The organism is Paenibacillus segetis, from assembly GCF_014639155.1.
In the GTDB taxonomy this organism is placed as follows: Bacteria; Bacillota; Bacilli; order Paenibacillales; family Paenibacillaceae; genus Fontibacillus; species Fontibacillus segetis.
The window spans coordinates 2,604,216-2,629,301 of sequence record NZ_BMFT01000001.1 but is presented as its reverse complement, the minus strand read 5'-3'; the positions used below and the strand labels follow the sequence as shown (position 1 = coordinate 2,629,301).

The 25,086-nt window shown below is 43.1% G+C and carries 30 protein-coding genes and 1 other annotated feature; of the genes, 27 read left to right on the top strand and 3 right to left on the bottom strand.

The window, feature by feature from the left end:
- Nucleotides 1-52: 52 nt before the first annotated feature.
- Together IEW05_RS12275 and IEW05_RS12270 are read left to right on the top strand one after the other, a co-directional pair.
- Complete coding sequence (locus tag IEW05_RS12275) at nt 53-769, top strand: response regulator transcription factor (protein ID WP_188539077.1); 717 nt, start codon at nt 53-55, stop codon at nt 767-769.
- A gap of 1 nt (nt 770) precedes the next feature.
- The gene (locus IEW05_RS12270; RefSeq protein WP_188539075.1) at nt 771-2,213 is read left to right on the top strand and encodes a HAMP domain-containing sensor histidine kinase; all 1,443 of its coding nucleotides are present in this window, start codon (nt 771-773) and stop codon (nt 2,211-2,213) included.
- Nucleotides 2,214-2,429: 216 nt separating this feature from the next.
- Here IEW05_RS12270 and serA read toward each other — a convergent pair whose 3' ends face one another.
- Together serA and IEW05_RS12260 are read right to left on the bottom strand one after the other, a co-directional pair.
- A complete protein-coding gene (gene serA, locus IEW05_RS12265) occupies nt 2,430-4,019 on the bottom strand; it encodes a phosphoglycerate dehydrogenase (RefSeq protein WP_188539073.1) in 1,590 nt (529 codons plus the stop codon).
- A 219-nt stretch (nt 4,020-4,238) separates the two neighbouring features.
- Nucleotides 4,239-4,467: a binding site (T-box leader), on the bottom strand.
- A 167-nt stretch (nt 4,468-4,634) separates the two neighbouring features.
- The gene (locus tag IEW05_RS12260; protein WP_188539071.1) at nt 4,635-5,555 is read right to left on the bottom strand and encodes a hypothetical protein; all 921 of its coding nucleotides are present in this window, start codon (nt 5,553-5,555) and stop codon (nt 4,635-4,637) included.
- Between the two features lie 103 nt (nt 5,556-5,658).
- Here IEW05_RS12260 and IEW05_RS12255 point away from each other — a divergent pair, with 103 nt between their 5' ends.
- The 21 genes from IEW05_RS12255 (at nt 5,659) to IEW05_RS12155 (ending at nt 21,554) form a co-directional block, all read left to right on the top strand.
- Nucleotides 5,659-6,252 carry a CPBP family intramembrane glutamic endopeptidase gene (locus IEW05_RS12255; RefSeq protein ID WP_188539068.1) on the top strand — a complete coding sequence of 198 codons (594 nt, stop codon included), beginning with the start codon at nt 5,659-5,661 and terminating at the stop codon, nt 6,250-6,252.
- Nucleotides 6,249-6,626 (top strand): hypothetical protein, encoded by a 378-nt coding sequence (locus IEW05_RS12250; RefSeq protein WP_188539065.1) that lies wholly within the window; start codon nt 6,249-6,251, stop codon nt 6,624-6,626. Before IEW05_RS12255 ends, IEW05_RS12250 begins: the two co-directional genes overlap by 4 nt.
- Before the next feature lie 278 nt (nt 6,627-6,904).
- Nucleotides 6,905-8,191: a serine--tRNA ligase gene (gene serS, locus IEW05_RS12245; RefSeq protein ID WP_188539063.1), complete on the top strand. Its 1,287-nt coding sequence runs from the start codon at nt 6,905-6,907 to the stop codon at nt 8,189-8,191.
- A 109-nt stretch (nt 8,192-8,300) separates the two neighbouring features.
- Nucleotides 8,301-8,654: a hypothetical protein gene (locus IEW05_RS12240; protein ID WP_188539061.1), complete on the top strand. Its 354-nt coding sequence runs from the start codon at nt 8,301-8,303 to the stop codon at nt 8,652-8,654.
- Between the two features lie 188 nt (nt 8,655-8,842).
- Nucleotides 8,843-9,463, top strand: a complete 621-nt coding sequence (locus IEW05_RS12235) for a genetic competence negative regulator (RefSeq protein WP_188539059.1) — start codon at nt 8,843-8,845, stop codon at nt 9,461-9,463.
- A gap of 69 nt (nt 9,464-9,532) precedes the next feature.
- Nucleotides 9,533-10,222 (top strand): glutamic-type intramembrane protease PrsW, encoded by a 690-nt coding sequence (prsW, locus tag IEW05_RS12230; protein ID WP_188539056.1) that lies wholly within the window; start codon nt 9,533-9,535, stop codon nt 10,220-10,222.
- Between the two features lie 87 nt (nt 10,223-10,309).
- Nucleotides 10,310-10,453: a hypothetical protein gene (locus IEW05_RS12225; protein WP_194434132.1), complete on the top strand. Its 144-nt coding sequence runs from the start codon at nt 10,310-10,312 to the stop codon at nt 10,451-10,453.
- A 96-nt stretch (nt 10,454-10,549) separates the two neighbouring features.
- On the top strand, nt 10,550-11,911 hold the full coding sequence (ypeB, locus tag IEW05_RS12220) for a germination protein YpeB (protein ID WP_188539054.1): 1,362 nt from the start codon (nt 10,550-10,552) through the stop codon (nt 11,909-11,911).
- A gap of 148 nt (nt 11,912-12,059) precedes the next feature.
- Nucleotides 12,060-12,713 (top strand): flagellar brake protein, encoded by a 654-nt coding sequence (locus IEW05_RS12215; RefSeq protein WP_188539052.1) that lies wholly within the window; start codon nt 12,060-12,062, stop codon nt 12,711-12,713.
- A gap of 78 nt (nt 12,714-12,791) precedes the next feature.
- A complete protein-coding gene (locus tag IEW05_RS12210) occupies nt 12,792-13,001 on the top strand; it encodes a hypothetical protein (protein WP_188539050.1) in 210 nt (69 codons plus the stop codon).
- A gap of 128 nt (nt 13,002-13,129) precedes the next feature.
- Nucleotides 13,130-13,837 (top strand): (d)CMP kinase, encoded by a 708-nt coding sequence (gene cmk / locus IEW05_RS12205; RefSeq protein WP_188539048.1) that lies wholly within the window; start codon nt 13,130-13,132, stop codon nt 13,835-13,837.
- The gene (locus tag IEW05_RS12200) at nt 13,834-14,418 is read left to right on the top strand and encodes a lysophospholipid acyltransferase family protein (protein ID WP_188539046.1); all 585 of its coding nucleotides are present in this window, start codon (nt 13,834-13,836) and stop codon (nt 14,416-14,418) included. The genes cmk and IEW05_RS12200 overlap by 4 nt, the downstream gene beginning before the upstream one ends.
- Nucleotides 14,419-14,547: 129 nt before the next feature.
- Nucleotides 14,548-15,789 carry a 30S ribosomal protein S1 gene (gene rpsA / locus IEW05_RS12195; protein ID WP_188539044.1) on the top strand — a complete coding sequence of 414 codons (1,242 nt, stop codon included), beginning with the start codon at nt 14,548-14,550 and terminating at the stop codon, nt 15,787-15,789.
- Between the two features lie 193 nt (nt 15,790-15,982).
- Complete coding sequence (der, locus tag IEW05_RS12190; RefSeq protein ID WP_188539042.1) at nt 15,983-17,305, top strand: ribosome biogenesis GTPase Der; 1,323 nt, start codon at nt 15,983-15,985, stop codon at nt 17,303-17,305.
- Between the two features lie 11 nt (nt 17,306-17,316).
- Nucleotides 17,317-17,928: a glycerol-3-phosphate 1-O-acyltransferase PlsY gene (gene plsY / locus IEW05_RS12185; protein WP_188539040.1), complete on the top strand. Its 612-nt coding sequence runs from the start codon at nt 17,317-17,319 to the stop codon at nt 17,926-17,928.
- Nucleotides 17,921-18,961: an NAD(P)H-dependent glycerol-3-phosphate dehydrogenase gene (locus IEW05_RS12180; protein WP_188539038.1), complete on the top strand. Its 1,041-nt coding sequence runs from the start codon at nt 17,921-17,923 to the stop codon at nt 18,959-18,961. The genes plsY and IEW05_RS12180 overlap by 8 nt, the downstream gene beginning before the upstream one ends.
- A gap of 135 nt (nt 18,962-19,096) precedes the next feature.
- Nucleotides 19,097-19,366: a stage VI sporulation protein F gene (locus IEW05_RS12175; RefSeq protein ID WP_188540849.1), complete on the top strand. Its 270-nt coding sequence runs from the start codon at nt 19,097-19,099 to the stop codon at nt 19,364-19,366.
- A gap of 172 nt (nt 19,367-19,538) precedes the next feature.
- Nucleotides 19,539-19,718 carry a DUF2768 family protein gene (locus IEW05_RS12170; RefSeq protein ID WP_188539036.1) on the top strand — a complete coding sequence of 60 codons (180 nt, stop codon included), beginning with the start codon at nt 19,539-19,541 and terminating at the stop codon, nt 19,716-19,718.
- Between the two features lie 39 nt (nt 19,719-19,757).
- Nucleotides 19,758-20,399: a nucleotidyltransferase family protein gene (locus tag IEW05_RS12165; protein WP_188539035.1), complete on the top strand. Its 642-nt coding sequence runs from the start codon at nt 19,758-19,760 to the stop codon at nt 20,397-20,399.
- 11 nt (nt 20,400-20,410) lie between these two features.
- Complete coding sequence (locus tag IEW05_RS12160) at nt 20,411-20,761, top strand: 2Fe-2S iron-sulfur cluster-binding protein (RefSeq protein WP_188539032.1); 351 nt, start codon at nt 20,411-20,413, stop codon at nt 20,759-20,761.
- A 34-nt stretch (nt 20,762-20,795) separates the two neighbouring features.
- The gene (locus IEW05_RS12155) at nt 20,796-21,554 is read left to right on the top strand and encodes a YphF family lipoprotein (protein WP_229753356.1); all 759 of its coding nucleotides are present in this window, start codon (nt 20,796-20,798) and stop codon (nt 21,552-21,554) included.
- Between the two features lie 219 nt (nt 21,555-21,773).
- Here the strand turns inward: IEW05_RS12155 and IEW05_RS12150 are convergent, their stop codons facing one another.
- Nucleotides 21,774-21,923 carry a hypothetical protein gene (locus IEW05_RS12150; protein ID WP_188539030.1) on the bottom strand — a complete coding sequence of 50 codons (150 nt, stop codon included), beginning with the start codon at nt 21,921-21,923 and terminating at the stop codon, nt 21,774-21,776.
- Nucleotides 21,924-21,968: 45 nt separating this feature from the next.
- Here IEW05_RS12150 and spoIVA point away from each other — a divergent pair, with 45 nt between their 5' ends.
- The 4 genes from spoIVA (at nt 21,969) to IEW05_RS12130 (ending at nt 25,058) form a co-directional block, all read left to right on the top strand.
- Nucleotides 21,969-23,447: a stage IV sporulation protein A gene (gene spoIVA, locus IEW05_RS12145; protein ID WP_188540847.1), complete on the top strand. Its 1,479-nt coding sequence runs from the start codon at nt 21,969-21,971 to the stop codon at nt 23,445-23,447.
- A 306-nt stretch (nt 23,448-23,753) separates the two neighbouring features.
- Nucleotides 23,754-24,026, top strand: a complete 273-nt coding sequence (gene hbs, locus IEW05_RS12140; protein WP_188540846.1) for a non-specific DNA-binding protein Hbs — start codon at nt 23,754-23,756, stop codon at nt 24,024-24,026.
- Nucleotides 24,027-24,154: 128 nt separating this feature from the next.
- Nucleotides 24,155-24,415, top strand: a complete 261-nt coding sequence (gene mtrB / locus IEW05_RS12135; RefSeq protein WP_188539028.1) for a trp RNA-binding attenuation protein MtrB — start codon at nt 24,155-24,157, stop codon at nt 24,413-24,415.
- A gap of 106 nt (nt 24,416-24,521) precedes the next feature.
- Nucleotides 24,522-25,058, top strand: a complete 537-nt coding sequence (locus IEW05_RS12130) for a hypothetical protein (protein ID WP_229753355.1) — start codon at nt 24,522-24,524, stop codon at nt 25,056-25,058.
- Nucleotides 25,059-25,086: the final 28 nt, after the last annotated feature.

Below are 25,086 nucleotides of genomic sequence, written 5' to 3'. Positions count from 1 at the left end.
ACTATAAAATGAACTCACGTGTATGGGTAAGATGATGAAGGGGTTGTTGTCCATGTCAGATCAAGAGAACCGCATTCTGGTAGTTGACGATGAAGAACGCATTCGCCGTCTGCTGAAAATGTACTTAGAAAAAGAAGGTTATGAAATCGATGAAGCGGAAGATGGCGAAACCGCTCTCAAAAAGGCAAGCGTGAATGATTATGGTTTGATTTTGCTGGATGTGATGTTGCCCGGAATTGATGGTGTTGAAGTCTGCAACCGCTTAAGACAAATCAAATCGACCCCTGTGCTAATGTTGACAGCTAAAGGGGAAGAAATTAACCGTGTTCAAGGATTTGAAGTTGGAGCGGATGATTATGTCGTTAAACCTTTTAGTCCAAGGGAAGTCATATATCGGGTCAAAGCAATCATGAGACGGGCTTCGGCGACAGCCTATTTGTCCAAAGAAAGCGGAACAAGCAATAACATTGTATTCCCTCACCTCATTATTGAGCATGACGCCCATCGGGTAACTGCCAATGGTCAGGAAGTTAGTTTGACGCCTAAGGAATATGAGTTATTACACTACTTAGCTGTTTCTCCAGACAAAGTGTTCTCACGCGAAGAATTGCTAAAAGATGTTTGGAATTATGAGTTTTTCGGCGATCTGCGTACAGTGGATACACATGTGAAAAGACTCCGTGAGAAACTGAATAAAGTATCTCCTGAATCAGCTGCGATGATTACTACGGTATGGGGCGTAGGCTATAAACTGGAGGTCGCGAAATAATTTGGGTCTTTGGAGAACGCTCGTTGGCAAGCTGTGGATTACGATCATTTGTCTGGTCGCCTGTGTATTGCTCAGTTTAGGATTATTCCTGCTACCTTTTATCGATACGAATTTCACGGATCCAGGAGCCGTCAAGAAATTATTTGTGATTGTTTCGATGATCGGCTTCTCGCTAACGACTTTTTTCGCCTTATTCCTATTCACCAAGATTACTCAACCTATGCAACAATTGATAAAGGCAACGGATTCGGTGCGAAAAGGAAAATATGATACACGGCTTTCCCTTCGTACTACGGATGAGATCGGTGCATTGGCTAATGCCTTCAATCACATGGCTGAGGAACTTGAGAATACAATTCGCAGTTTGAATCATGAAAAGGAGCATCTCTCAAGCGTACTAAGAAGCATGAATGATGCGGTTATTACATTGGACTTTGAAGGTTACGTTATTCTGACGAATCCTCCAGGTGATCGGATTATACAGATGTGGAGTGATCTACCGGAAGACGAGGAAGAGTCTTCAGGGAGACATGGCCATCCCGGTCGGTCTGGCATTGCACCATCACCACTAATGCCTATTTTTAGGAATGTACTGAATCAAGAGGGTGACCAGAGCGCGAACCTTCATGTGAAGCAGGGAGTTTGGTCTGTACATATGGCACCTCTATCTTCGGATGGTGAAATCCGCGGAGCAGTTGCTGTTCTACGTGATGTTACGGAAGAAGTTCGACTGGAGAAGATGCGAAGAGACTTTGTTGCAAATGTCTCGCACGAAATTCGCACTCCGCTCTCGATGATGCAGGGTTATAGTGAAGCCTTACTTGACGGAATTGCTGCCTCACCTGAAGAGAGCGAGGAGTTAGTTCAGGTCATTCATGATGAGTCGCTGCGAATGGGACGGCTCGTTCGTGATTTGTTGGATTTGGCCCGAATGGAGGCCGGTCAAACTGAGTTAGCGATGCAACAGGTGGATTTCCGTGTACTGACTGAGCGTGTATTTCGTAAGTTTACAGTCCGAGCTAAGGATAATGCAATAGCGCTCAAGCTGGAACTTACACCTGGAGAACTCATATTGAATGAGGCTAACGAGGATTCTCTGGAACAGGTATTAACGAACCTACTGGATAATGCCCTTAGGCACACACCAGAAGGTGCTAGTATCACCGTATCTGCTGAGATGGTTAAGGGCAAACGAGGGCTCGAGTTACATGCTTCAGTTAGAGACGAAGGTGTGGGGATTCCATCGGAGGATTTGCCATATATATTTGAACGCTTCTACAAAGCAGATAAAGCCCGTGTCCGTGGGGAAGCGAGCGGCACAGGATTAGGGTTGTCCATTGTAAAGAACATCATTGAGGCCCATCAGGGGTCCATACATGCTGATAGTGAAATAGGTAAGGGGACGGTATTCCATCTCGTACTCCCTGTCGAAAAGGTGAAATAAACGTAAAAACATCCTTTGAAGAAAGGATGTTTTTTGTTGAACCTGGAAGATAAATCTTGTTCAACGTGGAACAATTAGAAGCGCTTTCTTGTGAAACAAGAGAAGGAGTTAACCCCAGTAGAGCAGATAATTCTCTAGGGTTAACTCCTTATCTTTATTAAATGTTTGTATATGAGAGTATGGATTCCTTAGCGGAGCAAGCTGATTGCTTGACGCTTAAGAGAAAGCGATTTGTTGGGCTTTGTTCATTTCAGGCTGTTTCAACAAATCCTCAAGTACTTCTTTTGGCACTGCTTTATCTACAGTAAGCACCATGATCGCTTCCCCACCGACAATTTTACGACCAACTTGCATGGAGGCAATATTGACATCGTTATTACCAAGTAGTGTACCGACATTTCCGATGATACCTGGTTTGTCGTTATGAGAAATGAAGAGCAGGTTTCCTTCAGGAGCAATATCTACTGGGAACTTATCGATTTGGACAATACGTGCACCATAACCGTTTAATAATGTTCCAGCGATGCGACGATCGGAACCGTCTCCTGCTTTGAGTGTGACACTGATCAGATTCGTGAAGCCTTTGGTTGCTGCCGTCTTAGAAACGACGATGTTTACATCACGTACCTTAGCCAGGTGCATCGAGTTAACGATGTTCACGTCGCTTCCGAAGTGACGGGACAAAGCTCCCTTGATGATGTAACGAGTTAATGGCTGTGTATCAACCTCGGATAGATCTCCTGCATATTCAACGTGGATTTCTTGGACAGCTTGGTTATTAAGTTGAGCTACAAGTGTTCCAATTTGCTCGCCAAGTACAAAGTAAGGTTGTAATTTGTTCATAACGCTTGGAGCTACCGGTGGCATGTTAACCGCATTTTTGAACGGTTCATTCCGAAGAATGTGGAGTACTTGTTCCGAAACATCTATTGCAACGTTCTCTTGAGCCTCTATTGTCGATGCGCCCAAGTGAGGAGTGACGATAATCTTCGGATTGTGTAGGAATGGATGATCTGCAGCAGGTGGCTCTTGTTCGAATACGTCAAATGCTGCTCCTTCCACAATACCTTGCTCCAAGGCAACAAGCATGGCTGCTTCATCAATTACACCACCGCGAGCACAGTTGATGATACGCATACCTTTCTTCATCACCTCAAATTGCTTCGTTGAGATCATATGTTTTGTTTCCGGTGTCAGTGGTGTATGCACTGTAATAAAATCAGCGTTCCGTACGATTTGATCAACAGTCGCAAGCGTAATTCCTAGCTTATCCGCACGTTCTTCGGTTAAGAATGGGTCATAGCCGAGAATATCCATACCGAATGCCTTAGCACGTTTGGCAACTTCGCTTCCGATCCGTCCCATACCAAGTACGCCGAGTGTTTTGTTACGAAGTTCAACACCAAGGAATTTACGATCCCAAGTACCTTGAATCGTCTTCGCATATGCTTGCGGAATGTGACGAGCAAGAGCCATCATCATCGCGAAAGCATGTTCACAAGTTGTGATTGTATTCCCATCAGGTGCATTGATGACAATAATACCCCGTTTAGTTGCTGCTTCGAGGTTAATGTTGTCAACCCCAACGCCTGCGCGTCCGATTACTTTTAGGTTTTTGCCGGCTTCCATGATTTTCTCAGTCACTTTTGTTTGACTGCGGACAAGCAAGGCGTCATACTCAGCAATGATTTGTACTAATTCATCTTCACTTAGTCCTGTTTTCTTCTCAACGACAACATCTTCAGCGTCCATAAGTTGTTGAATCCCCAAATCACTGATTGGATCCGATACTAATACTTTTAACATGGTTTATTTCCTCCTAAAAGTTTTTTATATAGCAGAGCTTCTTGAGAAAGGATCGTAAAACTTTCTTCGGAAGCATTAGCTTAAGTTTTAATGCTTTTCTCCATTACCGTTATACTGTAGCAAAGGACCGGGGTGTAGAGGAGTGCCATTTGTCCAATGAACCCGCGAAAAACGTGATATAAAATCAAAAAAACTCTCGATCCGCATACTACTTCCGTAGTAAGGGACGAGAGTTGTTCGTGGTACCACCCTAATTCGCTGCGCCTTCACAGAAGCAGCCTTCATTGTCGTTTAAGACAAGATTGATAACGGAGTTCCTCCGACTACGCCTACTTGTAAGTTCAACGTAGTAACTCAGGAGCGCTAAAGTTATTCCTCTGCTACCGGTTTGCAGCACCACCGGCTCTCTGAAAGCTTTCAGAAAACTTTGTTCCTTCACAGTGTTTTACAAATTCAATTTTTCATAATGTAACACGCCAATCTAGAGGTGTCAATACTATGTTGATTAGATCTTTTTGATTCCAACGATCAACCTTGAATCTAGTAATCATTTTAGTTATGATTTTAATAGAGCACGACACCGTTATACTCAGCGCTTTTAGGCGAGAAATGTAATTAATCCTCAATGAAGAAAGGAAGTGCTGGGAGAGGTTCGGATGCGTAATATGTCGACTTCCATTTTGTGAATTCCTTACTTTGTACGGCTTCAGTTTCTGTGAGAATTTTCACAATGGATGACACAGAATGAAGACTCAAGCTAGTTGCCTTACCACTCCCGATCATTTGATCGATCTTTGCAGTCATATCCTGTGGAAGGTAAGACACAAATAATTTGTCATTCGCCATGATGTCCGTTACCGCTTTGTTCTTGACGGCGAGTGATAAATTAGACCACTGTTGGATTGTAGTATCTTTCGCAAAACTATACTCTCCAGAGATACTTTTGTTACCTTTGGCTGTCCATTTCAATATGGAGGAGTAGTATTTCTTCTGAGCTTGTAGCCCAAAGGCTATCGCTTTTTCCGTAAATTCATCCTTAGCTAAGCTCTGTGCGTATTGGGCCCCATTCTTATTCCCTGATGCTGCAAGAGTTCGATCTATGCTATCATCAAATAGTTTTAAGCTTTTAAGTATATCGTTATGGGCTTCTTTCAATAAAGGCGAAGAAGCGGCAATGGAATTAGCTGATATTTGCTCGTACTGTTTCTCAGCCGAATTACGGATTTCCTTAAGTGCCTGTTTTGAGTTAGAATTAGAGTTGCTGCGGCCTAGTACATCCACAAGAGCTAAGTAATCATCTTTAAATTGCTGATAGGGTTGAAATACCACATAGTAGAATGTAACTAAATCCTGTTGTGTATACGATGATTCAGTTTCTAACTCAGGGGCGCTTGTTTTTAAATAAGCGTATTTTGATTCCGTTTGGTTAATCCCCATTCTAAGTCCTAAGAAGAATGTACTGAAGGCAATGATTAGAGTTAGTAGGAAACCTAGTATAAAAAAGATTTCAAACCGGGAGTTACTTTTACGTATCATAATATATAACACTCCTAATTAAGATTTTCTAAGTCCGAGAGTCGAATATCCTCTCATTATGTACTTAAAGAACAATTATAAAGGACAGGGTCTGACAGAAACTATGAAAAAATTTAAATTTGGCAACATTGAAATTAAACCGGTCGATCCCCGTCAGCTTACTGATCGTTTGCTATTAATAAATTTGTACATTACTCAAGGACTTACTTTATTTATCGGCTTAGTGATTCTCTTTTTTCAGAAACGTAACCCGATTTCCTTATTTGAGTTCCCTAAAAGTGTCGAATTTTTGTATTGGGGTTTTGGTTTTGCCGTAATTATGTTCCTAATGGATATGTTAATCTCTAGGTTTATCGCGGAAGATAGCATTGATGACGGTGGAATTAATAACATGATTTTTCGTGAACGTCCAATATGGCATATTTTGCTTATATCCGCTGTAGTGGCCATTTGTGAAGAATTATTATTTCGTGGTGCCATTCAACAAGGCATCGGTCCATACTGGACAAGTATCTTGTTTGCAGTAATCCATATTAGATATTTAAAACATTGGATCCCCACAGGTTGGGTATTTCTAAGTAGTTATGGATTGGGTTATATTTATATTTTGTCCGGAACTCTTTGGGCTCCTATTCTATGTCACTTCCTCATTGATTTAATATCGGGGCTAGTGATTAAATTTCGGAGGGAATCATGAGTGAACGGTTAAGTAGGATGGAACGACATGGACGTAGTCATAGCAACAGAACGCATAAAAAAGAAGTTGCTTCAGTAGCAACTGTGGATATAGAGGGGCAACGAGAACAAGAAAAAGAAATTATGGATCGTATCCAGCAAGAAGAAGCGGAATATGTCATGAGTTTGAGCCGCAGGGAACAGGCTGCGACTCAATCCGATGAATCATTAGAAGACTTGCCTTCACGTAGAGAATTGTATCCATCACAAAGGTTGAAGCTAACAAGATGGTTCTTTAATTCCTTACTGGTTGTTTTTGTGGTTATAATGATTGCATTATTATGGTGGGGAATAAGCGATTCGCCATGGGGCCAATATTACGATAATGTAAAGTAGGTTGAGTATTGATTTTAAGATAAGGGTAACGTATACTGTGTAGAACAAATTTAAAATTTAGAATATGCCTATGAAGAGAATCCAACTCGGAGGCGTTTTCGCCAAAGGAATAGTCCTATTTCTTAAGTTAACCGGCACCGTCCGTTATCGCGGAACCAAGAGATTGAAGTGATTTATATTGCTTTAATAAGTTGGGTGGCACCGCGAGCAGAGCGCTCCTCGTCCCAAGGGATGAGGGCGCTCTTTGTGTTTTTACGAACATAATGGAGGGATGCGGAATGTTAGATTTGAAATGGATTAGAGGGAATGTGGAACTTGTTCAGAAGGCTGCTGATCAAAAGGGAATTCAAGTTCGTGTAGAGGAATTATTGGACTTGGATGTTCAAAGACGAACCTTGCTTCGAGAAACTGAATCGCTTCGTGAGCAACGTAATTTGGGATCTACTCGGATGGGGACACTACTGCAAGCGGGAGAGCATATTGAGGCTGCCAAGTTACGTGAATCGCTTAGAACACTAAACGAAAATTTGAGTGTTGTTGCGGTGAAACTGGAGGAAACAGAGGCGGCGGTTAATCGCTTGATGCTGCTTATTCCCAATGTTCCTTCGGCTGATACACCAATAGGGAAGTCAGACCAGGATAACGTTGTGGTAAGATGTAGCGGCGAAATACCAGAATGGAATTTTACTCCACGGAGTCATATGGAACTAGGTGTCATGCATGATATTATCGACATGCCACGTGGTGTGAAAGTAGGCGGAGCTCGCAGTTATTATTTGAAGGGTGCTGGTCTTCTTTTGCACCGAGCTGTTCAGCAATTAGCTCTGGATATGCTGCTTGAACAAGGATTTACCCCGATGGATGTTCCTTTAATGGTGAGAGAGGAGCCACTTATCAATACGGGCCACTTTCCTGTTGGACAGGAGCAGACCTATGCTGTTAGTGAGGCTGATAAATGGCTGGTGGGTACGTCTGAGGTTCCTTTAGTATCGTATTATGCAGATGAGTTATTAGATCTTAACGAACCGATTAAACTTGCGGCGGTGTCGAACTGCTTCCGAAGTGAAGTCGGATCTGCAGGAAGAGATGTGCGGGGGCTGTACCGTGTACATCAGTTTGCCAAGGTGGAGATGGTGATCCTTTGTTCACCGGAAGATGGTGTATCTGAACAACTTCATCAGGAGATAACCAACCACTCTGAAGCATTGCTCAGTAAATTGGAACTTCCCTATCGTGTGATGGCGGTGTGTACTGGAGATATGTCACAGAAGACATATAAGCAATACGATATTGAAACTTGGATGCCTAGCCGAGATGCTTATGGTGAGACACATTCGTCGTCAAATCTGTTGGACTTTCAAGCCAGACGTTCCAATATTCGCTGCCACGATGCGAGAGGGAGCGTAGTATACTGTCATACACTTAACAATACAGCTGTCGCTTCGCCAAGGATTCTGATTCCTCTTTTGGAGAACCACCAACGGGAGGATGGTTCGATTTATATTCCTCTAGCCTTGCGGAAATATATGGGTAATCTAGAGGTGTTGATACCAGCGAAGATGTGATGCAATCAGAAATGAATTTGTGATATTCCTTCCTGTATTTATGCCGCATGAGTTTGTCGGAAAGAGCGAACACTACTTATGCTGTTAATACAACAAAGGAGGTTTTTAGATGAAATCTTCCTCATTTTTATGCGGAGTTCTCTTCGGGGCTGTAGCTACTGCTTGGGCTCGCAAAAACAAAGGATTATTATCCGCCGCTATGGATGCTGGATCCATGATGAATTGGTCGAGTATGAATTCGCAACATTCCAGTGACAAGCATGAGCATTCGTCGTCACATTCGGGTTCTAAAGGGTCCTCAGGCACCCAGGTGCATCCCAGTTGTCATTCCACGAACGATGCGAGTCATTCGAAGGAACATACTCTGAAACAAATCATGGAATTTATCAAAGGCAATCCAGAAGTTCGCAGTGAGGTTGAAGGGATATTAAAAGAAACGAATACAGCTATCCCTGGCTTGTAATAATTACAAAATCAAGAATCATTTTCTGCTCATGGATTTGTGAGCGGAAAATGATTCTTTTTTTGTCTATTTTATTACGTGCATTTACGGAAAAGAAGTGATAACATAATTACAAAGAACCATTTCCAGCACACATTAGAGCAGGTTTCATAATCTGTGATAACAAGGCTTGGAGAGGAGGATCCTGTATGAAGATAGAAAGACTAGGCAATGACAAGATACGGATTTTCCTCACGTTTGACGATCTTAGCGAACGCGGTATTCAGAAAGAGGACATGTGGCAAGAAATCCCCAAAGTCCACGACCTGTTCACCGAAATGATGGATCAGGCTTATAGTGAGGTGGGTTTTGATGCCACGGGGCCTTTGGCTGTAGAAGTGTTCGCGCTTCCTGCTCAAGGAATGGTCGTCATAGTGACGCGCGGTAAATACGATCAACATCATCATGGGGGCGGATCTCCTTACGAGGATGAAATGCCAGAAGAAGTCTATGAGATGGAAGTAACGTTGGAGCAAAGCGATACGATTCTGTATTCGTTTGATGATTTTGAAATTCTGATTGAAGCGGCCCATGTTCTGCAGCATATGCTTGCCGATGCCGGCAGATTGTATAAATATAATCGGAAATGGGTTCTTCAATTAGAGCCTGAGGAACTGGAAGATGGTAAGCATCCAGCAGTGATCGCCGTGTTGGCTGAGTTTGGGGAAGCGACTTCGGTTACTCCAGCTATGCTTGAAGAGTATGGTGATTTGGTTATGGCAGAGAACGCGATTGGTGTTATTTGTAGTCACTTCAAACGTCAGGATTAATTGTTTTGAGTGTCTGATTTATTTTGGTAGAGATAAGAAACGGCGAGATGTTGATAGGGGGGATAACCGTTGCTCTTTTTCTCGATTGGAATTGCAGCGGTTGCCCCAGGTATCGCCTTGTTAACTTATTTTTATCTTAAGGACAAGTATGAATCTGAACCGTTGCATATGGTAGTGAAGATGTTCATCCTCGGATTTTTGATAGTTCTTCCCGTTATGATCATACAACGTGGATTGACGATTTGGCTGGGTGATGGTCCATTGGTTACAGCTTTTGCAATATCAGCAGGCGTAGAAGAAGCTATGAAATGGTTCGTACTTTTTCATTTGATTTATAATCATACAGAGTTTGATGAGCCTTATGATGGAATAGTTTATGCTACGGCGATTTCGCTGGGATTTGCAACGGTAGAAAACGTCATTTTTGGTCTGGCGCATCAGGTTTCTGTTGGTACGCTGGTCATCAGGGCACTATTACCCGTCTCAGGACATGCAATGTTTGGTGTAATGATGGGCTATTATTTAGGCCGTGCTAAGTTCTCTAGTAAATGGAACACTCGTAAGTATTTGATCTTATCTTTATTGCTCCCGTTATTTTGGCATGGAATCTATGATTGGATACTAGGTAATATTACGCAATATTGGATTTGGTATATCATTCCACTGATGGCATTTCTGTGGTACGGCGGTATTGGTAAAATATATCGTGCGAATAATCGCTCTCCGTTTAGGTTGACGAGGGCAAGTGGGCAAGACTAATTTTCCAGAAAAATGGGCATCCTGTTTCTAGTTATTTATGGCAAGAAGTTAGCCATATAGCTGGAGGGGGGTGCCTTTTTGGTGCGAGTGAAGGTGAAAATCACATGCAAGTCCTGCGGCGAACGTTTTGTACTTCGAGGTACAAAGGAGCGAGGACAAATTCAAACAGGATTCAAGCAATGCGTATGTGATCATGTGCATTTCCTCATAGAGGAAATGGAGGCGCTCTAATTTATAAATTTACATAAAATTTATTGTCATGAATAAAGCCCCTTTCTTCTTGTCAAACTAACCTCAATTAGTTGAAGAAAGGAGTGCACTATAAAGATGTATAAACGATTAAGTGCTGTATTATTTCCCATAGTAACTCTTTTGTTGATTGGCTCGGTGGTATGGGGCTATCAAGAGAACCAAGAGAAGAACTCCATATTGATTAAAGCCGAAAATCAATATCAGAGGGCTTTTCATGATTTGTCTTTCCATGTAGATAAGTTGCATGGGGAACTTGGAAACACATTGGCGCTGCATTCCGCATCAACCGGTTCACAAAGAAAAGGATTGGTTAATGTTTGGAGGCTAACAAGTGAAGCACAAAATGAAATTAATCAATTACCGTTGACATTGCTACCATTTAACAAAACAGAGGAGTTATTGTCTCGGATATCTAAGTTTTCATATCAAACGGCGGTTCGCGACTTAACGAAGCAACCTTTGAGTGATGGCGAACTAAAAAACCTGAAAGAGCTTTATAAGAACTCGGCGCAAATCTCTAAAGATTTGCAAGGCGTTCAGGATAAGGTCATTTCGAACAGATTACGGTGGATGGACGTAGAAACTGCATTGGCAATGCAAAAAGAACCACAGGATAATACCATCATCGACGGATTTAAGACGGTGGACAAAAAAGTTGGAGAATATCCTGAGCTTGATTGGGGTCCCTCAGTTTCCAGCATCTACAGTAAGCGATCCGTTAAAAAGCTTGGTGATAAACCCACTACGGTGGAAGATATAAAAGCTAAAGCTGCCAAGTTTGTTGGGGCAAAGAACACGGCTGCTGTCGAAGTGACGGAGAACGGTCGTGGAACTGAATGGGCTTCATACAGTGCAAAGGTGAAGACCAAAAAAGATGGAGAAATGATGAACCTGACATACACACGTAATGGGGGACACTTAATTTCCTACTATTATGATCGTCAACTAGGAAAAAAATCGATTTCCTATGATGATGCCAAAGCACGGGCTGAAGAATTCTTGAAGAGTAAAGGTTATCCTGATCTTACGCCAGTGTCCTATGACGAGTTTGATGATTTGGGGAACTTTACTTGTGTGAGTAAGGCAGGAGAAGTGCTCGTGTACCCTGAAAAAATTACGCTTCGCGTTGCTCTAGACAACGGAGAAGTGACTGGTATGCAAGCAAGTGATTATGTGTATGAGCACGAGAGTGATAAGATATCAGCGAAATCGACCAAACCGACACCTAAGCTTACTCTTGAACAAGCGAGAAAATTTCTGAATTCAGAGTATAAAGAGGACTACAACCGTTTGGCGATCATTCAAAACGAGTTATCTGAGAAAGTCTTGACCTATGAATTTGGTGGTAAAGTGAATGGTTCAGCGTACCGAATATTTATTAATGCAGACAACGGAAATGAGGAGACGGTAGAAGAAATCAAAAGTTCCAAATCCTAACTTTTTTGATTGCTAAGTGTAAGAGGATGCTCTGAAAATGTGGAGCATTCTCTTTTTATTATATATTTTTTTACACTCTCTGTACTTCAGCTCGTGCTATAATCGTGAGTAGTGTAGTTCTATAAATGATGGAGGCGGGTGGGGGAACTTGTTTCCTAAAGTAAATGATTTTGTGTACTTGCAAGTAGCATCAGCAGACAAAGATGAAACAAACAAAGAATGCAAATCGCGAATAGCTGATGTGGAAGAAGAATCTTTTCTAATCGAGGTTCCGATTGAAACCGTAAGTGGACGCATCAAGAGATTACATGGGGGGGACGAGCTATCACTTTATTTCTTAACTGAGGGTGGAATTAAAAACTATTTCAATACATATGTGCTGGGATTTGTGAGTGATGTGGTACAACTGATCCGGATTCACAAGCCTCCTGTGGAGTCAATTACAAAGATCCAAAGACGTGATTTTCTTCGGGTGATCGCTGAGTTAGAAATTGCAGTTAAATTAAAGGATAATACCAGATTCGTGACCTATACGGATGATGTTGGAGGGGGCGGTGTCTCCTTTCTTAGTGACGACAATTATAATTTGACTTCAGGAGATGTATTGGAATGTTGGTTGCTCGTCCCGTACAAAAATGGATCAATCGAGCATGTACCATTTGAGGCTGAGGTTGTAAGAACGAAAAAACTGGAGTCTGGACGCTGGATTACGATGACTAAATTTCTCAACATATCTAATTTAGAGCGCCAAAAGTTGATTCGTTTTTCTTTCGAGCGTCAGTTTGATTTTAAAAATCGATAATAGATTTGATTAGACCGGATTCTCTTTATTGGAATTGGATAAGCTAGATTTATTCAAGGAAAAAAAGGGGATAAAGTCGTGCTGGAGAACAAGGAAGATGAAAGCTATATTGAACTATTTCTAAGTTTTTGTGAGATCGTTGAACCTTGGCTTAAGCGGGCTGTTATTATATTGTTAATTGGTTTATGTCTCTTCCAGGGAGCTTTGCGTATACCGGAATTGCGAAAGATCATCTCCTCTGCTGATAAGTACGAGGGTGTTCCGATACATAAATCGATAAGACGTTAAAAAAGAACATCTAATAGGTTATTTATAGTGGATCGTTTTTGCATCCCCATAGTATGTGTGGTATAATTTTTACGTCGCAGGCAAAGCCTGCTTTTTTCTTGAGATAGTGTCTGAGGAGGAATGCCCCGTTGGCAAGTGAAACGTCGTCATCATCAAGTGGCAAAATAAACATCGCGATTGACGGACCTGCTGGGGCAGGCAAAAGTACAATTGCCCGGATGGTTGCAGGTAGATTATCTTACATCTATGTCGATACCGGTGCAATGTACAGAGCAGCAACCTGGTATTTCCAAAGTCTTGGCATTGAACCGGAGGAAGAAGAACTAGTGCTTCAAACGGTGAAAGATCTGGTTATTGAATTAATACCCGGAGAGCTTGGGCAACAGGTGCTGGTTAATGGGCAAGATGTTACAGAGCAAATTCGTTCTCTTGCCGTTAATGCCAAGGTATCCCGATATGCGCAAATCGAGGGGCTGCGAGGCAGGCTTGTCTCTCTGCAGCGGCAAATGGCTTTGCGCAAAGGCGTCGTAATGGATGGACGCGATATCGGAACGACAGTTCTTCCTGATGCCGAAGTCAAAGTTTTTATGACGGCAACAGTAGAAGAACGGGCGAGTCGTAGATACAAGGAAATGAAGGAACAAGGTGAGATTTCGCTGAAACAATTGGAAGCGGATATCGCCGAGCGAGACCGCCTCGATCAGGAACGGGAGATTTCACCGCTTCGTCAGGCTGAAGATGCGACTTTGTTGGATACGACTTTTATGAGTATTGAAGAAGTTGTTGAAACCATCGTATCCTACTGTAAGATTCATGGGATGGAGAGCAAAGCATGATTTATAATGTTTGCCGCAGTTTACTTCGAATTATTTACAAAATTTTATTTCGTCTCGAACCAAGTGGTTTAGAGAACATCCCTAAAGAGGGTGGGGTACTTCTTACATCCAATCATATTAGTCTCTTTGATCCGCCGACGATCGGAATACTACTTGATCGTAAAGTGCATTTTATGGCAAAAAAAGAACTGTTTGATGTGTTTGGATTCGGCTGGCTGATCACGCAGTTGGGAGCTTTTCCTGTAAAACGGGGAGGCGTTAGTAAGGAGTCCATTAAGATTTCGCTTAATATCCTTCGTAGTGGCAAAGTCATGGGGATCTTCCCTGAAGGAAGCCGGAACGATGAAGGAGCAGGTAAGAAAGGCGCTGCGAGTTTTGCGCTGCGTACGGATGCCGTCGTAATACCTGTAGCAATCATTGGGAATTATAAATTATTTCGCAAAGTTAGAGTAATCTACGGTAAACCGGTCGATTTGACTCCGTTCAAAGAGAATCCTACGCAGGATTCGGTAGATCTGGCTACCCATGAGATTATGTCCCGAATTGCCGAGCTAAAAGCTCAAGGCTCATTATTGCAATAGAGTATTAACGATGTTATTCCTATGCATGAAGGTCGGGAAAAAATGGAACGCTACAACTAGAGTAGTTTTGAACTTCGCTAAGAGCGGGTTTAAATAAATGGTGTTTTTTGAATTTAGGAGGGTAATGACATGTCGGAAGAAATAAAGAATCAAGAAGCCGTTGAAACGGTAAGTCAAGATGAGTTGGAACAAATCGTATCTTTGAAAAAAGGGGATACCGTCAAAGGAACGATCGTCAAAATCGAGGATAACCAAGCTTATGTAAGCATTGGATATAAATATGACGGCGTTATTCCTATTCGCGAATTGTCCTCTGTTCATTTGGACAGCGCTTCGGATGCTGTTGAAGTGGGCCAAGAAGTTGAAACTAAGGTTGTTAGCATCGACGATGAGAAAGAGCGTCTTGTTCTTTCCAAACGTGCAATCGATGGCGAGAACGCTTGGGATGAATTGCAACAACGTTTTGACAGCAAAGAAACTTTTGAAGTTGTCGTTGCTGACGTCGTTAAAGGCGGGATCGTTGCTGACGTAGGTATTCGTGGTTTCATTCCTGCATCGATGGTTGAGCGTCATTTCGTTGAAGATTTCAGCGACTACAAAGGACGTACACTTCGCGTAAAAGTGAAGGAAATCGATCGTGAGAACAACAAAGTAATCTTGTCCGCTAAGGATGTTCTGGATGAAGAGTTCGAATCCAACAAACTCAAAATCATGGCAGAACTTAAAGAAGGTCAAGTACTTGAAGGTACTGTTCAACGTTTGACTCAATTTGGAGCATTTGTTGACGTAGGTGGCGTAGATGGCCTAGTTCACGTATCTGAAATCGCTTGGAGTCATGTTGAGAAACCAGCAGATGTACTCTCCGAAGGCGATAAAGTAACAGTGAAAGTGCTTAAAGTTGATCCTGAAAAAGGGAAAATCAGCCTTAGCATTAAGGCAGCAGCTCCTGGTCCTTGGGAAACAGCTACTGAGCAGTTCAAAACTGGCGATATCGTTAGTGGTGAAGTAAGACGTCTAGTCGCATTTGGCGCATTCGTAGAAATCGCACCAGGTGTTGAAGGACTCGTTCATATTTCTCAAATTTCTCATAAACATATCGGCACTCCTCATGAAGTGTTGAAAGAAGGACAAACCGTTCAAGTTAAAGTTCTGGATGTAAATCCAGCTGAGAAACGTGTAAGCCTAAGCATTAAGGAAACTGAGGAAGCTCCTGCACAAGCTGCTCCTTCTCCTAGAGGTGACAAACCTTCTAGAGGTAGCAGTGTGAGAAAAGAAGATTTGGGTAACAACCCGAACGTCTCTCTCAGCAATGAAGGACTTAGCATTACGCTTGGAGAAAGATTCGGCGACAAGCTGAGTCAATGGAAGTAAGCGGGATTTAAGCAGGCATAATAATCGGCGGACCTCCTTTGAAGGTGGTTCGCCGTTTTTATTTTGGGCGGTATTATAAGGAAATCGAAATGTTAGCCATTTAAAGCATTTTTTGCTATGATGAATAACGTGTATCTTGGCTATTTTAAAATAATCGCCTTAATATAGAATTTAACATTTAGGAGGAGTGCGTATGGCAAGGCCCGTAGTGGCAATTGTCGGTAGACCAAACGTGGGTAAGTCCACGATCTTTAATCGTATTATTGGTGATCGACTCGCTATAGTTGAAGATAAACCGGGGATAACTCGGGACCGGATTTATGGGATTGGTGATTGGAATGGTAAGTCTTTCAGCATCATTGATACCGGTGGTATTGAGCTGGATGATCAAGAGCCGATTCTGAAGTCGATTCGTATGCAAGCAGAGCTGGCAATCGAGGAAGCGGATGTCATCGTGTTTATGTGTGATGCCAAGGCAGGGGTGACAGGATCGGACGAAGAGGTTGCAAATCTTTTGTTCCGTTCAGGTAAACCGATCATTCTGTCCGTAAATAAAGTAGATAACCTTGGCCGTGTTGATAATATTTATGAGTTTTTTAATTTGGGCTTTGGGGAACCTATTGGTGTTTCTGGTAGCCATGGTACTGGAATCGGGGATTTACTTGATGCTATTACCGATAATCTACCGGAGCTTACTGATGAAGAGTACGATGAAGATATTATTCGTGTTGCACTCATCGGTCGTCCAAATGTCGGTAAATCATCGCTCGTTAACGCAATTCTTGGTGAGGAACGGGTTATTGTTAGTGATGTCGCCGGAACGACGCGGGATGCGATTGATACACCGTTTGAAAGAGATGGACAACGTTACGTGCTGATTGATACTGCGGGTATGCGTAAGCGTGGGAAAGTGTATGAGACAACTGAGAAATATAGTGTTATGAGAGCAATGAAGGCGATTGAACGCGCTGATGTCGTGCTAGTGCTGATCAATGGAGAAGAAGGGATTATTGATCAAGACAAGCATATCGCCGGATATGCCTATGAGGCAGGAAAGGCTTCTGTATTTGTAGTTAATAAATGGGATGTTGTTGAGAAAGATGACAAGACGATGCAAAATTTCGAACAAAAGATCCGGGATCACTTCTTGTTTATGACCTACGCACCGGTTGTTTTCTTGTCAGCAAAAACGAAGCAACGTCTTCATAAGCTTCTTCCGGTCGTTCAGCATGCGGCAGATCATCACTCCAAACGCGTGCAGACGCATCTTCTGAACGATGTTGTCTCTGATGCGATTGCTATCAATCCACCACCTACGGACAAAGGACGTCGTCTACGTATCAACTATGTGACCCAAGTTGCGGTTAAACCTCCGACTATTGTGGTGTTCGTGAATGACCCTTCGTTGATGCATTTTTCCTATGAACGATATTTGGAGAATAAAGTTCGGGCTGCATTCGACTTTGAAGGTACGCCAATTCGGTTGTTCACTAGACGCAAGTCAGATGAAGGTTAGGTGAAAATAACGTGATTCCATCCATTTTTGCAGTGTTAATCAGTTATTTACTGGGCTCGGTCAGCTTCAGTGTCGTGCTGGCGAAGTCCTTAAAGGGTATCGATATCAGGCAGCATGGCAGTGGGAACGCTGGAGCGACCAATACACTGCGCGTACTTGGAAAAGGTCCTGCCATTTTGGTGCTTCTGCTCGATGTATTAAAGGGCATAGCAGCTATATGGCTCGGCCGCTGGCTTGGAGCGGGTTCTGAATGGATCCCGGCTCTTTGTGGTATCGCGGCCATCGTTGGCCACAATTGGCCGATCTATTTTCACTTCCGTGGTGGTAAGGGGATAGCTACTACAATCGGTGTCATGGCTACTCTAGCCTTTTTGCCAGCGCTTTATGCCGGAGTGATTGCAATCATCTCTATTGTATTCACGCGGTATGTTTCGCTCGGCTCACTAATTTTTGTATTACTAACACCACTATTTCTGTGGATTTCTGGACAACATGGTCCAACATTTTGGATCAGCCTACTTATTTGCATTTTCGCTTTTTGGAGACACCGTACTAACATCGTGAAAATTGTTCAAGGTAGGGAGAATAAACTGGGTTCCAAAGGAGGAAATCGAGTTGCCTGATAAAGCTGCTGTGCTTGTGGCGGGTAGTTGGGGAACAGCTTTGGCTAGCGTGCTTGCCGATAAGGAAATGGAAGTTTCCATGTGGACGAGAAATGAAGCACAAAGAGATGAAATAAATGTTCAGCACCGGAATGAACGTTTTCTTCCAGGTGTTGACTTATCACCGCGGATCGTTGCTACTTGTGATATGGAAGAAGCAGTGTTAGGGGCAAAGGCTGTTGTCATTGTAGCTCCTTCATCAGCTGTCCGAGAAGTGGCCCGAAATCTAAAGCCATATTGGCATGAAGATATGACTGTAATTCATGCTACAAAAGGTTTTGAGACGGAAACTTTGAAACGGATATCGACGGTTATCGCTGAGGAACTGGGATGTGAAGAAGGACGAATTGTAGTTCTCTCGGGACCGAGCCATGCAGAAGAAGTCGTCAAAAAGTGTCCCACAACTGTTGTCGTAGCCTCATTGGAGGAACAACAAGCGGTGAGAGCGCAGGATTTGTTTATGAATTCTTATTTCCGTGTCTATACAAACCGCGATATGATCGGTGTTGAACTTGCCGGTGCATTAAAGAATATTATTGCTTTTGGTGCTGGTATGTCAGATGGTCTAGGGTATGGAGATAACGCTAAGGCTGCCTTGCTGACACGTGGTCTTGCTGAAATCACGCGGATCGGTGTTGAAATGGGGGCAAACCCACTTACATTTGCAGGGCTTGCAGGCGTTGGAGACTTAGTTGTTACGGCAACGAGTAAGCACAGCCGTAACTGGCGTGCTGGTTATATGATGGGGGAAGGTAAGCCACTGGAGACCGTTCTGAACTCTATGGGAATGGTTGTAGAAGGGATTCGCACAACGAAGGCGGCCCATACCATTTCAGAGAAATATAAAGTTCAGATGCCGATTGCTGGACAAATCTATCGTGTTCTGTTTGAGGGAGTGGATCCGAAGACGGCTGTTGAAGCGCTTATGGGTCGTGATCGGAAAACGGAGATGGAAGTTATTTCATTGGAAACATGGGAACAGTGGCATACATAATGGTCTGTGATTAATAAAGTATCACAATACCGTAAAGATCGAAGGAAGCTGTGTTCTCTTTAGGGCTATAGCATACTCACCTTTTGATTCACCTCCTCATACACTGTGGAAGAGGACAGTGGAGGAGGCGAAATGATGAGCAAAATTTCCAAAGATGCTCTGAACGCTATTAACAAAAAAAGCGGTAAGCACATCTCAGATGGTACGGTCAAAAAATTGGCTAGCACTGTGAAGCCATCGACACTTCAGAGCGAACCTGAGCTACGGAAACTGATTAAACAGGTGTCCACGATGGCTAAGGTGCCTGTTACAGAAGACACAATTAATGAAATTATCGGGGCTGTAAAGAAAAGTGGAATGAGCCCGACCAATATGGAAGCCTTGATGAAATTAATGATGAAGTAAAGAACGGGTATTCCCCCTTACATGAAGTAATAAAATGAACTATTGGCTCTACGGCGATGAAGCTGTAGAGCTTATTCTTTTTTCGCATATAAGTGGCTCATAGCCTGAATTGGCTTGGAATGCTATAATATTTATCATATCAATAATTTGGAAAAATGGGAGATTAACGTTTATGGATGCTATGGACAAAATGTGGTTATCTATCGCGGCGGTTTTCGTAATGGGAATATCGGTCTTTCTGATCACGTTCGCCCGGAGTAAGACAAAAGGCTGGGTTAAGCTTCTTCTGTCGTTCATCGCATTTGTTATCATGATGACAGGTTTTTTAGTTGGACTTGTATCAATTACTTAGATTATGAAGTGGAAAGCGGAATAGAGAAGAGGTAGACAAATGACAGCAGACATAAATAGTAATTCATATTCCGATGTAATTGTGGCACTAAAAGAGTTGGTTGTCCGTTTCGAAAATTCAGGGCATGGCTGGTTACTAGGTGGTAGTTCTGGGCTGTGGTTGCAAGGAGTTTCGCTTGGGGCTCCTCCTAGGGATATTGATATTTATGCCGACATGGAAGACGTTGAACAGTTGCATGATCAATTGACTGAAATTATGCTGGATGAACCTCGCCTCGATAAAAGTGGTCTTTACATATCCCGCCTCAGTCATTATCGACTGGGGAATTTAACGATGGAGTTGGTCGGTGGATTTGAGGTGAATACTTTAGATGCTAGCTATGTAACGGAGGTATCCAGTGTACTTCTGGAGGAAGCCGTGTTATATCAGCTTGAAGGCGTCATTGTCCCATTGATGCCACTTTCTCATGAGTTAGTGTTCAACGTTCTAAGAGAGCGTCCAGATCGGTATTTTGCGATTGCAGAGGTCATGCGCAGTTCCCTCGAACAACATTTACCGTTGCTGATGAAGATATTCATCAGAAATGGCTGGAACACCGTTATGGTGGACAGACTGGCTGTGATGTTGGACAGCCCTGAACTCATGGAACAATGGCTGGATCACCGAAATAGTAAGTCATAAGGAGGTATAAAGTGGAACATCAAATTAAATTTATACCACCGGGGAAGACCATCAAAGTTCGTCCTGGAAGTAGTGTTCTACATGCAGCCCGCGAAGCGAGGGTGTTTATTGCAACTCGCTGTGGTGGTAATGCAGGATGTCTCATGTGCAAAGTTGAGGTTGTGCAAGGGCGCGAATCAGCGTTAACTCCTCCAAGTGATGCTGAGCGTTATAAGCTTGGACCTTTGCTGGAGCAAGGTATTCGTCTGGCTTGTCAGGCACGTATTTGTGGCTCAGCTGAGGTGAAACTCCCTGAAGATCCTCTGAAAGCGGCGATCCGCAAGCAATTGGAGAAACAAAGTGCGGACGATGAGTTATGGTAATGAACAAAAGAATCAGAGGAAAGGGTGAAGCATTGTGAGAATAAAATTGCATAAAACTACCATTTTAAATATCCGTAGTTTGCTGTTGTTGTGCCTTATGATAGGTGGAATCACACTTCTATCAGGATGCATGTACCCCAAGGAACAAAGGCAAGGGCAAGGAGTATCCTACCGAGAAAGTGTAGATCGGATTCAAAGAGCGATTGAGCAGTTTCAGAAGGAAGATGGCATACTCCCAATCATTACAGCTGGTGAAGAGACGCCAAGATATGAGAAATTTGTGATTGATCTGGGTAGGCTGTATAAAGATGGTTATATTGATGAAATTCCATTAACAGCCTTTGAAAAAGGTGGAAGCGCCTATTTTCTCGTAATTGACGAAGAAAAAGATCCTAAAGTTAAAGTTATGGACCTAGTCACCGTACAAAAAGTCAATGATGTACAAGCACTTGTAAATAAATTCCTTGCTTCTAATGATTCGCAATTACCTGCGGTCGATGGATCTGAAACTTACCCTGGCTTGTATACGGTGGATTTAGAGCAGATTCATGGAACAGATCATTCTTTACGAAGTGTATTTTCTGGAGAGACGCTACCCTATTTGATGGATAATTATGGTACGGTATTTGTTGATTACGCGGCCGATATTATGCAGGCTATAAATAAAGCTGAAGTTAACCCGCAGGCTGGTGAGGATCTTAGGACGGTTTTGGTAGACCAGTCATATTTCGTTCCGGTGAAATCACTTCCTTATCTTTGGATTCATAACGATCCGATTGCACAAGCCCAATAATCTATCGCGCTGCCGCATCATGACGTTGTCATGGTGCGGTTTTTTGTATAGCAAATGTATAAGTCAGCACCTAGTCATATTATTCTTTTTAGACACATACAAATTGATTATGGCGGAAAAAAATCCGTCCTGTTCGTGGCGAAGCAGCGGATTTGTAAAAAAAAGTGGGCGTGACATGTTTATTCCGTCATAATTACGCATCTGGTACATATGATGATACTAGTCCAAATGCATGTACGAGTTAACGCCGCTTCGTTCAGGTTCTCTCCACAGTGGTTTTCGGCGGCGGACACGGGCAAGAGGAGCTGCCGCTCCTGCCGTAGCAGTGATTGTGAAAAAGATGGTGAATAACGAAGCGGATGCTCTCAAAGCATTTTTCCTTCGGCGAATTTTGAGGAGGGGATATCATTGGTATTGGAGAAAGTGGATATTTTTAAGGACATTGCCGAACGTACCGGAGGAGACATTTATCTAGGTGTCGTAGGAGCAGTCCGCACCGGGAAATCGACCTTTATCAAAAGATTCATGGAGACGGTCGTCCTACCGAACATCGCGAATGAAGCGGATCGAGTACGCGCGGTGGATGAACTTCCGCAAAGCGCGGCTGGCAAAACGATCATGACGACCGAGCCCAAATTTGTACCTAACAATGCGGTACAAATTAAGGTGGCTGAAGGTCTTGATGTGAACGTGAGGCTCGTTGATTGCGTTGGTTATGCTGTTGAAGGAGCTAAAGGCTATGAGGACGAGAATGGACCTCGAATGATATCGACACCTTGGTTCGAAGAACCTATTCCGTTTCAGGAAGCGGCAGAAATTGGAACTCGGAAGGTCATTCAAGAACATTCCACACTTGGTGTGGTTGTAACGACAGACGGTACGATCGCGGACATTCCTCGTTACTCCTATGTGGAATCGGAAGAACGGGTGGTAGCCGAGCTGAAGGAAGTAGGCAAACCGTTTGTACTCGTCATTAACTCGACACGTCCGAATAGCGATGAAACACTGCAATTACGTGGTGAATTAGCTGCGAAGTACGACATCCCTGTTATTACACTTAGTGCTGCAACCATGACAGAGGAAGATGTCACTGGTGTGCTACGAGAAGTATTATATGAGTTCCCTGTTCATGAAGTTAACGTGAATCTACCTAGCTGGGTAATGGTGCTGAATGAGGATCATTGGCTCCGCAGTAATTATGAGAATTCTGTCCGCGATACAGTGAAGGACATCAGACGGTTACGGGATGTTGATAGAGTCGTTAGTAACTTCTTAGACTATGACTTTATCGCTCGTGCAGGACTTAGTGGTTTGAACATGGGGCAAGGTGTGGCAGAAATCGATTTGTACGCACCTGACGATCTCTATGACCGCATCCTGATGGAAGTCGTAGGTGTGGAGATCAGAGGCAAGGATCACCTGCTACAGCTTATGCAGGAGTTCACACATGCGAAGAAGGAATATGACCGTTTTGCAGAAGCGTTAGAAATGGTCAAGACTACGGGCTATGGTATTGCAGCTCCATCACTGGCTGAAATGGCGCTCGATGAGCCAGAACTCATTCGCCAAGGATCAAGATTTGGCGTACGATTGAAAGCGACGGCTCCATCTATCCACATGATTCGAGTGGATGTAGAGTCAGAATTTGCTCCGATTATTGGCACGGAGAAGCAAAGTGAGGAATTGGTGCGTTATTTGATGCAGGATTTCGAGAACGATCCGATCAAGATTTGGGAATCCGACATCTTCGGTCGTTCGCTTCACTCCATCGTAAGAGAAGGAATTCAGGGGAAGATAGCGATGATGCCGGACAATGCTCGCTACAAGTTACAAGAAACGTTAGGCCGAATAATCAACGAAGGTTCCGGTGGTTTAATCGCCATTATTTTATAACCTTAGTCCTCCTCTTAACAACCGCGCGCAAGCTAATCAGCTGCGTGCGGTTGTTTTTTTGTGCTCGAAGTAGCCCAAATTCTATTATTTTTTTGGGGTAAATATGACTTAAACACTTAAAAAACTTGAAATTATGGATAGGCTGTATTACTATAAATTTGTTCGACGCTCCTGGTTAGCGCGGGGAAATAGCGAAAATACAGGGGATTTGACCATATTGGAAGTACTGAAACGTATATTCTGCGGTAAAACGGAAACACAGAATATCAGAGGTTATTAGATTGCTAAGTAGGGAGGTGAATCATGATGAACAAATCTGACTTGATTTCTCAAGTTGTGGAAAGCACGGAATTGTCCAAGAAGGATGCAACCAAAGCGGTTGATGCAGTATTCGAGGCTATTTCAACAGCTCTCCAAAACGGTGATAAAGTACAATTGGTTGGCTTTGGTAACTTTGAAGTACGCGAGCGTTCTGCCCGTAAAGGCCGTAACCCGCAAACCGGAGAGGAAATCGAAATTGCTGCGAGTAAAGTTCCCGCTTTCAAACCGGGTAAAGCACTCAAAGACGGAATCAAATAGTGATTTCTACATATCCTCTTCCGTAAAAGACCGTGGGCAAATGTTCACGGCCTTTTCTTTTGATAAATGATGGAGATATGGAAATCAGTTTGCATTGACCAAATTGCACATGGGAAGAGGGTCAGATCATGGATAGTCACAATCACAAAGCAAGCGGTGGAGACGAGCATGAAGTTATAAGTGGCGATTATTTCGTGGTGAAAGCCAAGGAACAGGGCGTTACGGTGATCGGGCTGACCCGAGGGAAAGATACTCGATTTCATCATACGGAGAAATTAGACAAGGGTGAAGTGCTTATTGCACAATTCACGAGTCACACGTCTGCCGTTAAAGTTAGAGGAAAAGCGATCGTGATGACAAAGCATGGTGTGGTTGATACGGAAGAATGATTTTGGATTTGCAGGCATAGCCTGCTTTTTTTGATTGTACAATGGGGTATGGACCTGAAAATGTATTCATCTGTTACCAGGTGAAATCTAAGGGGGGATGTGCCCCATGAAATCAAAATGGGCTCTGCAAGTTATCTTATTCATGTTTGGATGTACGCTTCTACTTGCTTCCTTAGCTTGGTTAAGTGAACGAGGAGACAAGACAGGTGGAACGTATACGGTGTTTGCTGAAGAGCAACCCATCATGCTAACTAACAATAATCTCGTCGATGGTTTGAGTGTGTTAGAGCTTCCTACAAAGATTATCAAGGTGGACCTGAACAGAAACGTTCTGTCCGTGGATCTTAAGGTGACGGAAGACGATTTTGATGCAGCAAAATTATACCAGGGGATGGCAGAGTTGATCTCTTTCTCTATGGAACGCACCAGTAACGTGGACCAACTGCTATTGAGACTTGTAGCTGAGGATAAATGGCTGGGTACCAGATATTTATTGCTTGCAGCTGATGTCCGTAGAGGACAATGGCCTCTTTCAGCGTTAGAAGATTTGCGGAATGTTGGAAACCAAGAGGTTCCAAGAGAACTCAGGGAGTGGTTTCGCATGACGGAAACTCATCTATGGAAAACGCGATTTCAAGAATAACATGTGAGAAATTCATTTGATATTTAGT

Coding starts and splice junctions, on each gene's coding strand:
- IEW05_RS12275 (WP_188539077.1), top strand. CDS start 53: ATGTCAGATCAAGAGAACCGCATTCTGGTAGTTGACGATGAAGAACGC.
- serA (WP_188539073.1), bottom strand. CDS start 4,019: ATGTTAAAAGTATTAGTATCGGATCCAATCAGTGATTTGGGGATTCAA.
- IEW05_RS12260 (WP_188539071.1), bottom strand. CDS start 5,555: ATGATACGTAAAAGTAACTCCCGGTTTGAAATCTTTTTTATACTAGGT.
- IEW05_RS12255 (WP_188539068.1), top strand. CDS start 5,659: ATGAAAAAATTTAAATTTGGCAACATTGAAATTAAACCGGTCGATCCC.
- IEW05_RS12250 (WP_188539065.1), top strand. CDS start 6,249: ATGAGTGAACGGTTAAGTAGGATGGAACGACATGGACGTAGTCATAGC.
- serS (WP_188539063.1), top strand. CDS start 6,905: ATGTTAGATTTGAAATGGATTAGAGGGAATGTGGAACTTGTTCAGAAG.
- IEW05_RS12240 (WP_188539061.1), top strand. CDS start 8,301: ATGAAATCTTCCTCATTTTTATGCGGAGTTCTCTTCGGGGCTGTAGCT.
- IEW05_RS12235 (WP_188539059.1), top strand. CDS start 8,843: ATGAAGATAGAAAGACTAGGCAATGACAAGATACGGATTTTCCTCACG.
- ypeB (WP_188539054.1), top strand. CDS start 10,550: ATGTATAAACGATTAAGTGCTGTATTATTTCCCATAGTAACTCTTTTG.
- IEW05_RS12200 (WP_188539046.1), top strand. CDS start 13,834: ATGATTTATAATGTTTGCCGCAGTTTACTTCGAATTATTTACAAAATT.
- rpsA (WP_188539044.1), top strand. CDS start 14,548: ATGTCGGAAGAAATAAAGAATCAAGAAGCCGTTGAAACGGTAAGTCAA.
- der (WP_188539042.1), top strand. CDS start 15,983: ATGGCAAGGCCCGTAGTGGCAATTGTCGGTAGACCAAACGTGGGTAAG.
- IEW05_RS12175 (WP_188540849.1), top strand. CDS start 19,097: ATGAGCAAAATTTCCAAAGATGCTCTGAACGCTATTAACAAAAAAAGC.
- IEW05_RS12170 (WP_188539036.1), top strand. CDS start 19,539: ATGGATGCTATGGACAAAATGTGGTTATCTATCGCGGCGGTTTTCGTA.
- IEW05_RS12165 (WP_188539035.1), top strand. CDS start 19,758: ATGACAGCAGACATAAATAGTAATTCATATTCCGATGTAATTGTGGCA.
- hbs (WP_188540846.1), top strand. CDS start 23,754: ATGAACAAATCTGACTTGATTTCTCAAGTTGTGGAAAGCACGGAATTG.
- mtrB (WP_188539028.1), top strand. CDS start 24,155: ATGGATAGTCACAATCACAAAGCAAGCGGTGGAGACGAGCATGAAGTT.
- IEW05_RS12130 (WP_229753355.1), top strand. CDS start 24,522: ATGAAATCAAAATGGGCTCTGCAAGTTATCTTATTCATGTTTGGATGT.